11 protein-coding genes, 1 tRNA gene and 3 pseudogenes are annotated in these 12,864 nt (G+C 42.9%); 12 read left to right on the top strand and 3 right to left on the bottom strand.

The window, feature by feature from the left end; all coding sequences use genetic code 11:
* Positions 1–21 precede the first annotated feature (21 nt).
* From yabQ to AC075J_RS17410, 3 genes and pseudogenes are all read left to right on the top strand, one after another.
* Entirely contained in the window at positions 22–480 is a 459-nt protein-coding gene (yabQ, locus tag AC075J_RS17420) for a spore cortex biosynthesis protein YabQ (protein WP_055060251.1), read from the top strand.
* Complete coding sequence (locus AC075J_RS17415) at positions 441–755, top strand: FtsB family cell division protein (protein ID WP_022380528.1); 315 nt, start codon at positions 441–443, stop codon at positions 753–755. The genes yabQ and AC075J_RS17415 overlap by 40 nt, the downstream gene beginning before the upstream one ends.
* A gap of 186 nt (positions 756–941) precedes the next feature.
* Positions 942–2,408, top strand: a pseudogene (locus AC075J_RS17410) (SpoIIE family protein phosphatase); the annotation flags it as partial.
* On the opposite strand, the pseudogene AC075J_RS17405 reads toward AC075J_RS17410, so the two are convergent.
* Positions 2,308–2,541: pseudogene (locus AC075J_RS17405) on the bottom strand (DUF6783 domain-containing protein); the annotation flags it as partial. The pseudogenes AC075J_RS17410 and AC075J_RS17405 overlap by 101 nt on opposite strands.
* Here AC075J_RS17405 and tilS (AC075J_RS17400) point away from each other — a divergent pair.
* The 5 genes and pseudogenes from tilS (AC075J_RS17400) to AC075J_RS17380 form a co-directional block, all read left to right on the top strand.
* Positions 2,479–3,249: pseudogene (gene tilS / locus AC075J_RS17400) on the top strand (tRNA lysidine(34) synthetase TilS); the annotation flags it as partial. The pseudogenes AC075J_RS17405 and tilS (AC075J_RS17400) overlap by 63 nt on opposite strands.
* A gap of 12 nt (positions 3,250–3,261) precedes the next feature.
* Positions 3,262–4,095 carry a tRNA lysidine(34) synthetase TilS gene (gene tilS, locus AC075J_RS17395; RefSeq protein ID WP_476390552.1) on the top strand — a complete coding sequence of 278 codons (834 nt, stop codon included), beginning with the start codon at positions 3,262–3,264 and terminating at the stop codon, positions 4,093–4,095.
* Complete coding sequence (gene hpt, locus AC075J_RS17390) at positions 4,088–4,618, top strand: hypoxanthine phosphoribosyltransferase (protein ID WP_020993437.1); 531 nt, start codon at positions 4,088–4,090, stop codon at positions 4,616–4,618. Before tilS (AC075J_RS17395) ends, hpt begins: the two co-directional genes overlap by 8 nt.
* Before the next feature lie 16 nt (positions 4,619–4,634).
* The gene (gene ftsH / locus AC075J_RS17385) at positions 4,635–6,488 is read left to right on the top strand and encodes an ATP-dependent zinc metalloprotease FtsH (protein ID WP_118614831.1); all 1,854 of its coding nucleotides are present in this window, start codon (positions 4,635–4,637) and stop codon (positions 6,486–6,488) included.
* Between the two features lie 351 nt (positions 6,489–6,839).
* On the top strand, positions 6,840–8,975 hold the full coding sequence (locus tag AC075J_RS17380) for a glycoside hydrolase family 13 protein (protein WP_118569556.1): 2,136 nt from the start codon (positions 6,840–6,842) through the stop codon (positions 8,973–8,975).
* A gap of 120 nt (positions 8,976–9,095) precedes the next feature.
* Here the strand turns inward: AC075J_RS17380 and AC075J_RS17375 are convergent.
* Positions 9,096–9,177, bottom strand: a tRNA-Tyr gene (locus AC075J_RS17375).
* 268 nt (positions 9,178–9,445) lie between these two features.
* Here AC075J_RS17375 and fba point away from each other — a divergent pair.
* A complete protein-coding gene (fba, locus tag AC075J_RS17370; RefSeq protein WP_008707962.1) occupies positions 9,446–10,309 on the top strand; it encodes a class II fructose-1,6-bisphosphate aldolase in 864 nt (287 codons plus the stop codon).
* Here the strand turns inward: fba and AC075J_RS17365 are convergent.
* Complete coding sequence (locus AC075J_RS17365; protein WP_319017446.1) at positions 10,292–10,432, bottom strand: DUF6783 domain-containing protein; 141 nt, start codon at positions 10,430–10,432, stop codon at positions 10,292–10,294. The genes fba and AC075J_RS17365 overlap by 18 nt on opposite strands.
* On the opposite strand from AC075J_RS17365, the gene AC075J_RS17360 reads away from it, so the two are divergent.
* The 3 genes from AC075J_RS17360 to AC075J_RS17350 all read left to right on the top strand — a co-directional run bounded on the left by AC075J_RS17360 (position 10,379) and on the right by AC075J_RS17350 (position 12,672).
* On the top strand, positions 10,379–10,492 hold the full coding sequence (locus tag AC075J_RS17360) for a DUF6783 domain-containing protein (protein WP_320442802.1): 114 nt from the start codon (positions 10,379–10,381) through the stop codon (positions 10,490–10,492). The genes AC075J_RS17365 and AC075J_RS17360 overlap by 54 nt on opposite strands.
* Before the next feature lie 138 nt (positions 10,493–10,630).
* The gene (locus AC075J_RS17355; RefSeq protein WP_256280809.1) at positions 10,631–12,073 is read left to right on the top strand and encodes a L,D-transpeptidase family protein; all 1,443 of its coding nucleotides are present in this window, start codon (positions 10,631–10,633) and stop codon (positions 12,071–12,073) included.
* 62 nt (positions 12,074–12,135) lie between these two features.
* Entirely contained in the window at positions 12,136–12,672 is a 537-nt protein-coding gene (locus AC075J_RS17350; protein ID WP_008707965.1) for a nitroreductase family protein, read from the top strand.
* Positions 12,673–12,864 lie beyond the last annotated feature (192 nt).

The following is a 12,864-nucleotide window of genomic DNA, read 5'->3' as shown; positions in this document are numbered from 1 at the left end:
AGAAGGATGTTCCGGTGAGAGATGAGTGCATTTATTCATCATGAATTACTTCTGCTGCTCCGGACAATAGCTGTGGGTGCTGTTCTCCTTTTGTGTTATGATCTGCTGGCTGCATTCAGGAATGTTTTTGCACATTCGGATAAAGCTGTCGGGACGGAAGATATTTTGTACTGGCTTTGTTGTGCCTTTTTTGTTTTTTCGGAGATTTACAGGAGCAATGAAGGAATCCTGCGTTTTTTTATGGTTTTAGGCTTTTTATCCGGAGCGTATATCTGCAACAGGGTCCTCGGAGATATTTTTGTAAAATGCTGTGCGAAATTTATGGAGATTCCTGTAATAATTATTAAATTTTTGATAAAATGGTTGCTATTTCCGGTCAAAAGATGTAAACTCCTGTGGTATAAAGCGTATAAATATGCTAAAAAAGGAAGGCTGGCAAATTGGGTAATTCTAAGAAAAGGAAGAAAAAAAAGAAAGTAGGGTATAACTCTCTTGGAATGATTGCGATTGCGCTGGTTGTTTTAGTCCTTCTGGGAGGACTGATGCTAGAAAGTAATGACCTTAAGGAACGCCTCACAGGATATGATGCTAAGGCCGCCACTCTTCAGCAACAGATTGAAGATGAGCAGACACGTACAGAAGAAATTGATAAATTAAAGAAATATATGGAGACAGACGAATATGCAGAAGAGGTTGCCAGAGAGAAACTGGGACTTGTGAAGGACAATGAGACTGTTTTTAAGAAACAGCAGTAATAAATGTCGAAAACTTTTACGAAGGATTCGTCTGCGTTTGACAGATATTTCAGAAACCCTTCCATATAATATCTGTAACTGTTTAGTACTTTGTGAAAGAGAGGACTGTTGAACAGTTATTGAGATTCTCTGATAAAAATGCAGTAGTCTGCTATATACAGGGAATGAATAAGGGGAGGGGAGAATATGCAGGAATGGATGATTGCCATGCTCGTTATCAGCATTATGCTGATCATACGGGACATGGCAAAAACTATTTTAGCAGAAAATCTGCCGGATACAGAAGAACTGCCGTCTCTGCAGGAGGGCCATCCTCAGAAAGAGAGGGTGGAGAAGTATGCGGCATCTTTTCAGAAACTGGCAGATACTTTCTACGGGATGCCTTATCGGAAAGATTATCTGAGCAGCAGGCAGGTTGAGCAGATCATTGAGGATACAAATGCAAAGGTATGCAGCAGATGCTATCAGAGGGAAATCTGCTGGGGAGAACACAGTCAGGAACTGGTGAAAGGAGTGGAGGCACTGGTACGTTCCATGGAGAGTGGAAACGAGGAAAATGTCAGAGGCATCCGTGCTGACTGGACAGGCATATGTCCCCGTTCCGTACAGTATTATGAGACGGTTGCAGAGAATTTTCAGAAAGAAAGGCAGAACCTGATGTGGGATAACCGTATGATCGAGAATCGGCTGGCAGTAGCACAGCAGCTTATGGAAGTCTCACATATCATGGAGAACGTAGCCAGTGATCTGTATGACCTGGAGCGAGTAACGCCGCAGTTTGAAGAAGAACTTCGCAAGGGACTGAGAAAGAGCCATGTGATCCTTCGCAGGGCATGGATGATGAATAAGGTGAAAGGACGTAAACAGATTTTTCTCACCATGCGTGCCAGAAGCGGTCAGTGTATTTCCATGACAGAGATCGCACAGCTTCTTTCAAAATACTGTGAAATTTCCATGGTACCTGTAAATGGGAGCAGATGTATTGTAAACGGAGAATATCACACTGTACATTTTGCTGAGGATGTAAGCTATCAGGTTCTCTATGGAACGGCCAGGCTTACCAGAGAAGAAGAGAAGGTTTCCGGAGATAATTATATATGCAGACAGGAGGATGGCGGCAGGTTTGTTATGTGCCTTTCGGATGGCATGGGCTCAGGGATGGAAGCATGCAGGGAGAGCGAGACAGTTGTGGAACTTCTGGAACAGTTTATGGAGTCAGGATTTTCCCAGGAAACGGCAGCAAAGATGGTAAATTCTGCTCTGGTACTCAAAGGAGAGGAGGGTATGTTTTCTACAGTGGATATCTGCGCAGTGGACCTGTATACAGGAATCTGCAATTTTCTGAAGGCGGGGGCAGCGTCTACATTTATCAAAAGAGATCACTGGGTGGAATCTATTACTTCTGAAAGTCTGGCCGCAGGGCTTGTACAGCAGATTGATTTTGAGACAGCTACCAGAAAGCTGTACCATGGGGATTACCTGATCATGATGACAGATGGAGTCCTGGATGCATTGCCTGACCAGAAAGAGGAGGAAACCATGAAAGAAATCATTATGGATGTTCACGAGGAATCACCGAAAGATTTCGGCAGGGGAATACTGGAACGGGTGCTGGGATACAGCGATTATCATGCACGGGATGATATGACAGTGCTGGTGGCAGGCGTGTGGAAAAAATAATGCTGCGGATACTAGAGTGTGTCTGAAAAAGGCTTTCTGCAAGATGTGCGTCACAATTTGTGGGATATTTTGCCCGGATGAGGGCGCCGTAGTGGGCTACGGCAACTGAATTCGGGTGAAATATCCCGCAAAGTGGGGCGTGCAGATTGCGGGAATGATTTTTCAGACACGCTCTAAGATAGAAAAGGAAATCAGGATAAAAATGGAAAGAGAAATTCTTGCTTATATAAAGCAAAACAGGATGATCGGAAAAAATGATGTGGTCCTGGCAGGAGTGTCCGGCGGAAGTGACTCTATGGCAATGCTCCGCATTTTAAAGGAGCTTCAGGGAAAACTGGATTTTACATTGAGAGTGGTCCATATACATCATGGAATACGTGGAAAGGAAGCGGACAGGGACCAAAGCTTTGTGGAAAACATATGCCGGAAGTGGCAGATTCCATGTACTGTTTATTGTTATGATGTTCCGGGATTGAGCCGGGAGTGGAAGCTGGGCGAGGAAGAGACGGGAAGGATTGTAAGAAAAGAAGCTTTTCAGAGGGAAGCTGCCGTCTGTGGGAGAAAGGACAGTGAGATAAAAATTGCATTAGCGCATAATCAGGAGGATCTTGCGGAAACTATGCTTCATAATCTGTGCAGAGGAACAGGTCTGCGGGGACTATGCACCATGCGCCCTGTAGACGGAGAGATTATCCGCCCGATTCTGTGCTTAAGCCGGGACAAAATTGCAGAGTATCTGAAAGAAAAGAAGATTTCTCATATTCAGGACAGCACCAATCTGTCAGATGAATATACCAGAAACCGAATCAGACATCATATTCTTCCTATGTTGGAACAGCAGGTCAATGGAAAGGCAGCGGCACATATGGCAGAGACTGCGGCAAGGATTTCCCAGGCAGAGGAATATCTTACGCAGCAGAGCTGCCTGGTTTTGGGCGAGTTTCATAAAGGTAAGGAATATTACTTTACTGAAAAATTTTTTATGGAGCCTCAGATCATTCAGGTTTATGCATTACAACAGGCGATGGAACAGCTGGCAGGCAGACGGAAGGATCTGGCGGCTGTTCACTATGAGAAGGTTCTGGAACTTTATGAAATGCAGACTGGAAGACGGATCAGCCTTCCTTATCACATGGAAGCCAGAAGAGATTACGAGGGAGTAAGACTTTGTCGGTACGGAGAGGAGAAGTCAGCCGGGATGATCGGTGAAAAGCATAAAGGTTCAGATATCCAAAACGGAAAAACAGTTTGCGGAAAAAATATATCAGACAGGGAATGGAAAATCAGAATTCCGGGGACTGTGACCAGTCCGCTGGGAATTTTTTCGGCAGAAATATTTTTGTATGAAGGTCAGAAGATTGAAGAAAAAAAGTATACGAAATGGATGGATTATGATAAAATAGAGAAGAATCCGTATATTCGCACCAGACGGACAGGAGATTATATGGTTATCAATGCGCAGGGGAACACAAAGAAGCTGAACCGCTGTATGATCGATGAGAAAATCCCGTCGGAATACAGAGACAGCATTCCGCTGATCGCATGTGGAAAAGAAATCCTCTGGATGGTGGGAAGCAGGATAAATGAGAGGTATAAAATTAACCCCAAAACCAGGAAGGTGTTAGTATTAAATTACCAAGGAGGAAACGAAAATGAGTGAGAAAATCAAAGTTTTACTCAGCGAAGAGGAAGTAGATTCCCGTATTAAGCAGATCGCAGCAAAGGTCAGCAAGGATTATGCAGGCAAGGAAATCCATTTAATCTGTGTATTAAAAGGTGGTGTATTCTTTACCTGTGAACTTGCAAAGAGAATCACAGTGCCGGTTTCTCTTGACTTTATGTCTGTATCCAGTTATGGTGATGACACTAAGTCCAGCGGTGTTGTAAAGATCGTCAAAGACCTTGACCAGCCACTGGAAGGAAAGGACGTTCTGATTGTAGAGGATATCATTGACTCAGGAAGAACATTAAGTTATCTCATCGAAATTCTGAAGCAGAGAAATCCAAACAGCATCCGTCTGTGTACATTGCTGGACAAACCGGAGCGAAGAGTCAGAGATGTAAGAGTTGATTATTGCTGCTTTAACATCCCGGATGAGTTTGTAGTTGGCTATGGTCTGGACTATGCACAGAAATACAGGAATCTTCCATTCATAGGAGTAGTGGAACTGGGGGAAGACTGAAAGGAGATTTAAGTAAGTGAATAAACAGCCAAGCAGAATTGGTCTGTATCTGGTGCTGATCATTGCACTGGTAGCCGGTTATTTTTATCTGAATAACCAGGTGGTTTCCCAGAGTAATTACACACAGAAGCAACTGGAGCAGGCTCTTGAAGACAACAAAGTGGTTGATGCGACAATTCAACAGAACAGAGAAGTGCCTACAGGTTCTGTGATCGTAGATACTACTGACTCCGGTCAGAAGAAGGTTTATGTGACAGATGTCAATCAGGCAATCGAACTGTTGAATAAATACGATATTGATATTACAACTCAGGATGTACCCGGAGACAATGTATTTCTGACAACCTTACTTCCGGTTCTTCTCACAGGTGCCCTTGTGATCTTTCTGATCATGATGATGAACCGCCAGATGGCAGGTGGCGGTGGCGGCGGAAATGCCAAGATGATGAATTTCGGCAAGAGCCGCGCAAGAATGTCATCTCCGGATGATAATAAGAAAGTTACTTTTGACAAGGTAGCAGGTCTGCAGGAGGAGAAGGAAGATCTGGTAGAGGTGGTAGATTTCCTGAAATCTCCACAGAAATATACAAAAGTAGGCGCAAGGATTCCGAAAGGTGTGCTGCTTGTAGGCCCTCCCGGAACTGGTAAGACACTTCTGGCAAAGGCAGTGGCAGGAGAAGCGGGAGTTCCGTTTTTCTCCATTTCCGGTTCTGACTTTGTGGAAATGTTTGTCGGTGTAGGTGCATCACGTGTGCGTGATCTTTTTGAAGAAGGCAAACGCCATGCACCATGTATTATTTTCATTGATGAGATCGATGCGGTTGCAAGACAGCGTGGAACCGGTATGGGCGGCGGACATGATGAGAGAGAGCAGACACTGAACCAGCTTCTGGTAGAGATGGATGGCTTTGGTGTGAATGAGGGAATCATTGTGATGGCAGCGACTAACCGCGTGGATATCCTGGATCCTGCAATTTTGCGTCCGGGACGTTTTGACCGTAAGGTTGCAGTGGGACGTCCGGATGTGAAGGGAAGAGAGGAAATTCTCCGCGTTCATGCCAAGGACAAACCTCTTGGAGAGGATGTAAATCTGGCTCAGATTGCCAGAACAACAGCAGGATTTACAGGTGCAGATCTGGAGAATCTTCTGAATGAAGCTGCCATTGAAGCAGCGAGAAAGGGAAGAGGATTTATCCTTCAGTCTGATATCAAAGGTGCTTTTATCAAAGTAGGCATCGGTGCAGAAAAGAAGAGTAAGGTGATCTCTGAGAAAGAGAAAAAGATCACCGCGTATCATGAATCCGGACATGCGATCCTGTTTCATGTACTTCCGGATATGGATCCTGTCTACACGATTTCCATTATCCCGACAGGAATGGGAGCAGCAGGTTACACCATGCCTCTTCCGGATAATGATGAGATGTTTAATACCAAAGGAAAAATGCTTCAGGATATTATGACACTGTTAGGCGGGCGCATAGCAGAGGAAATTATCTTCGGAGATATTACGACTGGTGCATCCAATGACATCAAACGTGCAACTGCGACAGCCAGAAGTATGGTTATGAAATACGGAATGTCTGATAAACTTGGTCTTATCTGTTATGGTGATGACGATGACGAGGTATTTATCGGCAGAGACCTGGCTCATACCAGAAGCTACAGCGAGGATGTTGCCAAGTCCATTGATGAAGAAATCCGCCGTATTATCAGTGAATGTCATGACCAGGCAAAGAAGATCATTCTGGAACATGAGGATGTTCTGCACAAGTGTGCAAGTCTTCTTCTCGAGAAGGAAAAGGTGCACAGAGACGAATTTGAAGCACTTTTTACAACAGAAAATCCGGAAACAGAAAACAACAGTATATAATGTATACAAAAAAGTGTGCCAAATTTTGTGAAGTTTGTGCACACTTTTCTCTTGCCTCATGGTATTATATAAACCGTAAAAACCCCCCAATACATTATATAGTTTTTGCTACACCCCATAAGAAGAAATACCTTCTCCAAAAAAGCCAGCTTATCCCGCTGGCTTTTTTACTGTCTTAAAATATCATTACTGTTCATGTTATTTTCAGCAATGAAATATCTGCTTCGCCGGAATCCGGCAGTCCGAAATACTGTGACAGAATGAATGGTTGTGTAGAATCACTGAATATCTAAATATTTTTGGGAAAAACAGATGGTTGTCAGATGGTTTATTTTAGGATAAAATAATAAAATGATAAATGACAGAGAGGACTGGACGGAAATGGAACATGAAAAAGCAGATATAAAAAAAAGAATGCAGTACATCCTGAATATGCGTCCTGTGTTTAATAAAGAGGCGCTTTTCAGTGACGGAACAGAATATTACAGAATACCTGCAGAACCAAAGGCAGGAGATACAGTAACGATCAAATTCCGTACCCAGAGAAATAATGTAGATTCTGTATATCTGGTAAGCCAGGAGCAGCGTGTGCAGATGGAGATTTGCGGGACAGAGAACGGATTTGATTATTATTCTGCCCAGGTGACGATTGGAGCGGATATCTTTCGTTATTATTTTGAGATACAGTATGGATGGGTAACCTGTTATTACAATAATCAGGGAGTCTGTATGAAACATGAGGGCAGGATGGATTTTGAGATTTATCCGGGCTTTGATACTCCAAAGTGGGCCAAAGGTGCGGTAATGTACCAGATTTATGTAGACCGTTTTCTTAACGGAGATCCTACCAATGATGTTGTGACCGGAGAATATCATTATATTGGAGATAAGAGTGTACAGGTAGAACAGTGGAATAAGATTCCGGCAGTGATGGGTGTGCGTGAATTTTACGGCGGTGACCTGCAGGGAATTATGAACAAACTGGATTATCTGCAGGATCTGGGAGTCGAGGTTATTTATTTAAATCCGATTTTTGTTTCTCCAAGTAATCATAAGTATGACTGTCAGGATTATGATTATGTGGATCCACATTACGGCAGGATTGTAGAAGATTGTAATGAGGGAATCCTTCTTGGAGATGACGATGATAATTCCCATGCATGGAAATATATCAAACGTGTGACAGATAAGAAGAATCTGGAAGCAAGTAATGAGCTTTTTGCGAAACTGACAGCAGAGATCCACAGAAGAGGAATGAAGATCATTCTGGATGGTGTGTTCAATCACTGCGGTTCTTTTAATAAGTGGATGGACAGAGAACGTATTTATGAGAATCAGGAAGGATATCCGAAAGGAGCTTATGTTTCTGCGGACAGTCCCTATCGTAATTTCTTTTCCTTTAATGATCCTAATGCATGGCCATATAACACCTCCTATGATGGATGGTGGGCACACGATACACTGCCTAAATTAAATTATGAGGGTTCCAGAGAACTTTATGATTATATTCTTCGTGTTGGACAGAAATGGGTATCTGCTCCTTATAATGTAGACGGTTGGAGACTGGATGTGGCGGCGGATCTGGGACACAGCAATGATTTTAACCATCAGTTCTGGAAAGATTTCCGGAAGGCAGTGAAAGCTGCCAATCCAAATGCCATTATCCTGGCAGAGCATTACGGTAATCCGGAAGGCTGGCTGAAAGGTGATGAATGGGATACAGTCATGAACTATGACGCATTTATGGAGCCGCTGACCTGGTTCCTGACAGGTATGGAGAAGCACAGTGACGAGTATCGTGAAGACCTGTTAGGAAACAGTGAGGCTTTTATCGGAGCTATGAAAACGCACATGAGAGCGCTTCATATGTCTGCACTTCAGACAGCCATGAATGAATTGTCAAATCATGACCATTCCAGATTCCTGACCAGAACCAATCACAGGGTAGGACGAATTTCCTATGCAGGTCCGGAGGCGGCATCTGAGGGAGTAAATCCGGCAGTTATGCGTGAGGCGGTTACCATCCAGATGACCTGGCCGGGCGCACCGACTGTATATTACGGAGATGAGGCAGGACTCTGTGGATTCACAGATCCGGATAACAGACGTACTTATCCCTGGGGACGTGAGGATTATCAGATGATCGACTTCCACAGGGTAATGATCCGTATCCATAAGAAATATGAAGTGTTAAAAACGGGATCACTGGGATTTCTCTGGAATGATTATCAGGGACTTTGTTATGCGAGATTTTCTCATGATGAACAGATAATTGTGATCGTAAATAATCAGGAAGAAGGCAGGGAAGTGGAGATACGGTTAGAACAGGCAGGAATCAGCCGTCTGGAAGATACAAAGCTGAAACGTGTTGTCATGACATCTGCAGTGGGATTTACGGAAGAATGTAAAGAATACACAGCAGCAGCCGGAATTCTGAAGATCACAATGCCGGCATTTGGCGCAGTGGTCTTACATCATAAAAATTAACAAAATGCGAAGCGGATGATCTTATCCGCCTGACCCGGACGGCAGCCTCTTGCGGAAGAAGGGGCTGCCGCTTTATAATATAACAAAAAAAGATCCGAGACAAATGTCTGAACCTTTTGATGGATGGAGAAGGATTCGAACCTTCGAAAGCGTTGCTAACAGATTTACAGTCTGCCCCCTTTGGCCACTCGGGAATCCATCCTTAAACCGAAACTTATTATATATGAAATATTTAAATAATGCAAGCACTTTTTTATAAATTGCAGAAAATTATTATATATTGTGTATTGCCGGACTTTTTTGCATATCTTCCGGGGAATTTTGTTTGTCATTTTTTTGGCAAAAGAGTAGACGAAAAAGCAGAAATCTGGTAATATAACCATATCTGGATATAGATGTAATTCCATATCGGAGATTGATTAGGGTAACTGAGAATGAACACAGTTACTACAGATTAGGAGGAATTTATCATGTTAGTAAATGCAACAGAAATGCTGAAAAAAGCAAAAGCAGGTCATTATGCAGTTGGACAGTTCAACATCAACAACCTTGAGTGGACAAAGGCTATCCTTTTAACAGCTCAGGAACTGAACTCTCCTGTAATCCTTGGTGTATCCGAAGGTGCTGGTAAATATATGACAGGTTATAAAACAGTTGTTGGTATGGTTAACGGAATGATGGAAGAACTGAACATCACTGTTCCTGTAGCTCTTCATCTTGACCACGGCAGCTATGAAGGATGCTTAAAATGCGTTGAAGCAGGATTTTCATCCATCATGTTCGACGGATCTCATTACCCGATCGAAGAAAACGTTGCAAAAACTAAAGAACTGGTTAAGATCGTTGCTGAACACGGAATGTCTCTGGAAGCAGAAGTTGGTTCCATCGGTGGTGAAGAAGACGGTGTTGTAGGAATGGGCGAATGCGCAGATCCTCAGGAATGCAAGATGATCGCAGACCTTGGTATTGATTTCCTTGCAGCAGGTATCGGTAACATCCATGGAAAATATCCGGCTAACTGGAAAGGCTTAAGCTTTGAAACTCTGGATGCAATCCAGAAACTGACAGGAGAGATGCCTCTGGTACTTCACGGTGGCACAGGTATCCCGGCAGATATGATCAAGAAAGCTATCGACCTTGGCGTATCCAAGATCAATGTAAACACAGAATGCCAGCTTTCTTTCGCAGCAGCTACACGTAAATACATCGAAGAAGGAAAAGATCAGCAGGGTAAAGGATACGATCCGCGTAAACTTCTTGCACCTGGCTTCGAAGCAATCAAAGCTACTGTTAAGGAAAAAATGGAATTATTCGGATCAGTTAACAAAGCCTGATGATAACCTCATAAGTAAAAAATCCCGCATCCTTGTGATGTGGGATTTTTTTATGGACTCAAAAACCTGATGGGCTACGACAACCGAATTCGGACAAAATATACCGCAAAGTGGGGCGTGCAGATTGCAGGAATGATTTTTCAGACACGCTCTAAAGTAACAGGCGGTTGCTATCTGGAATGAATTTTGGCTACGTTACTGAGAACGGAGTGAACAGTAACAACAGGCGAACTGCATTTTACAAATTGATTTTTATCTCTCTATATAATAAAATAATTGCAGATATCTAAAATAAGGTGAAAGGAAGTAGCAGAACAAAGGATGGAACAGAAAAAAGCCTTAAATAGAAAGAAGCTGAAAGTGATTCTTGTAATATGTATCGTGATGATCGTGGCAGCGGGAATCGGTCTGGCTGTTTACATACATCATGTGGATACTGTCACACTGGGAAGGAAAGTGAGTGTGTACAGGTTGGATGTATCGAAGCTTACTGTGGAAGAAGCGCAGCAGAAAATATCTGAAGCATTTCAGAATAAAACAATAACATTTCATGAAGATGGAAAGGATGTTTATAATGTTTCAATGGAACAACTGGGATACAGTCTGGATCAGGACATTCTGAAAAGTGCACTGGAAACATTGAAACAGGAGAGAAGCGGGACATTTAAACTTTTTGCATCACAGAGAGATTATAAGATTGATTATCAGATCATCAGAGATGAAGCGCAGGAACAGGCAGCATTGTCTGCGGATCATTTTGATGAAAAAGACAGAACAGAACCTACGGATGCACATATCCGATATAGTAAAAAGAAACAGAAATATGTGTTGGTGAAACAGGTTTCCGGAAATCAGATTGATGAAAACAGGCTATTAAGCTATGTGGAGGAAACTCTGGATAAAGATTTCGAAACAGAATTGCTTACATCTGATGTAAAGATGGAATTAAACGAGGAAGTTTACCGGCAGCCGGATATTGAAGAATCAGGTGAAATGAAGCAGAAGGTGAAGAAGTTAAACAGCCTGTTGAAAAAATACCGCAGTACAACAGTTTCTTATCTGTTTGGTGAGGAAACGCAGGTGCTGGATTCAGACACGATCAGTTCCTGGCTGCAGATTAAAAATAGTGGTATAAGCATTGATAAGGATGCGGCTGCAGATTACATATCGAATATGGCAAATAAATATAATACTATTTATGTGCCGCGTACTTTTCATACATCGCTGGGAACGGATGTTACGGTTTCTGATAATGAATATGGATACAGGATCGATCAGGATGCAGAGCTGACACAGCTTCTTGAAGATCTTAAAAGTGGTGAAAATGTATCCAGAGAGCCGGTGTACAGCAGCAGTGGCATGAAGAGAAACGGAACAGATGACCTGGCAGGCAGTTATATAGAAGTCAGTCTTGATTCACAGCATTTATGGCTGTATAAAGATGGTGCACTGGTTACGGAAACAGATATTGTCAGCGGTGCACCCACACCGGAGCGTGAGACTTACAGAGGGGCATGGCCGATTGCATATAAGGCAAGTCCGTTTACGTTAAGCAGTGAAGAATATGGATATGCGGAAACGGTAAAATACTGGATGCCGTTTGTTTATGGACAAGGACTTCATGATGCGTCATGGCAGTCTGCATTTGGCGGAAACCGATATAAGACAGGACATGGAAGTCACGGCTGTATCAATCTGCCGGAAGATCAGGCGGCATTGATATATAATACAATCGATGGAGGATATCCTATTATTATTTATTAAAGATATATAGGATGGATTTTATCTATCTGATTAAAGAGAAAGAATAGAAGAGGTATAAAAATATGGAATTTCAGAATCTGATAGAAAAGAGACGGAGTGTTCGTAAATATGTAGAGAGAAATACGGTGACGAAAGATGAAATTTTGAGTATGATAAAAGCAGCTCAGGAGGCGCCTTCATGGAAGAACTCTCAAACAGGACGTTATTACTGTATTATGGACGAAAAGAATGTGGAACAGTTCAGACGGGAATGTCTGCCGGAAATGAATGCAGGGAAATGTGAGAATGCAGTGTTGCTGGTTAGTACTTTCGTACATAACAGAGCAGGTTTTCAGAAAGATGGAACAGCGGATAATGAAATTGGAAATGGATGGGGATGTTATGATCTTGGGCTGCAGAATGAGAACCTGATATTAAAGGCTGAAGAACTGGGATATGGAACTCTTATTATGGGGATCAGGGATGCGGATAAGATCAGAGAATTTTGTTCTGTTCCGGAGACGGAGACTGTTGTTGGGGTAATTGCGGTAGGAGTCCCGGGGGAAGAGCCTGGACGGCCGAAAAGGAAAGATACAGAAGAGATAGTGAAGTTTTTGTAAGATCAGTTAAAGGGGGATGTGGCACCAAACAATTCTTTTCGGATTGGTTTTGGGTCTTAAGAAAAGCTAAGGCTGGGAAGTCTGCTAAAAGGAGGACGCAGCCCCAAACAATTTTATTCGGCTCGGTTTCGGGCCTTAAGAAAAGCTAAGGCTGGGAAGTCTGCTAAAAGGGGGACGCAGTCCCAAACAATT

The organism is Blautia sp. ZXY-1-C6 (assembly GCF_056339875.1).
The sequence above is the reverse complement of the archived record's forward strand: the minus strand, read 5'-3'. Positions and strand labels throughout refer to the sequence as shown.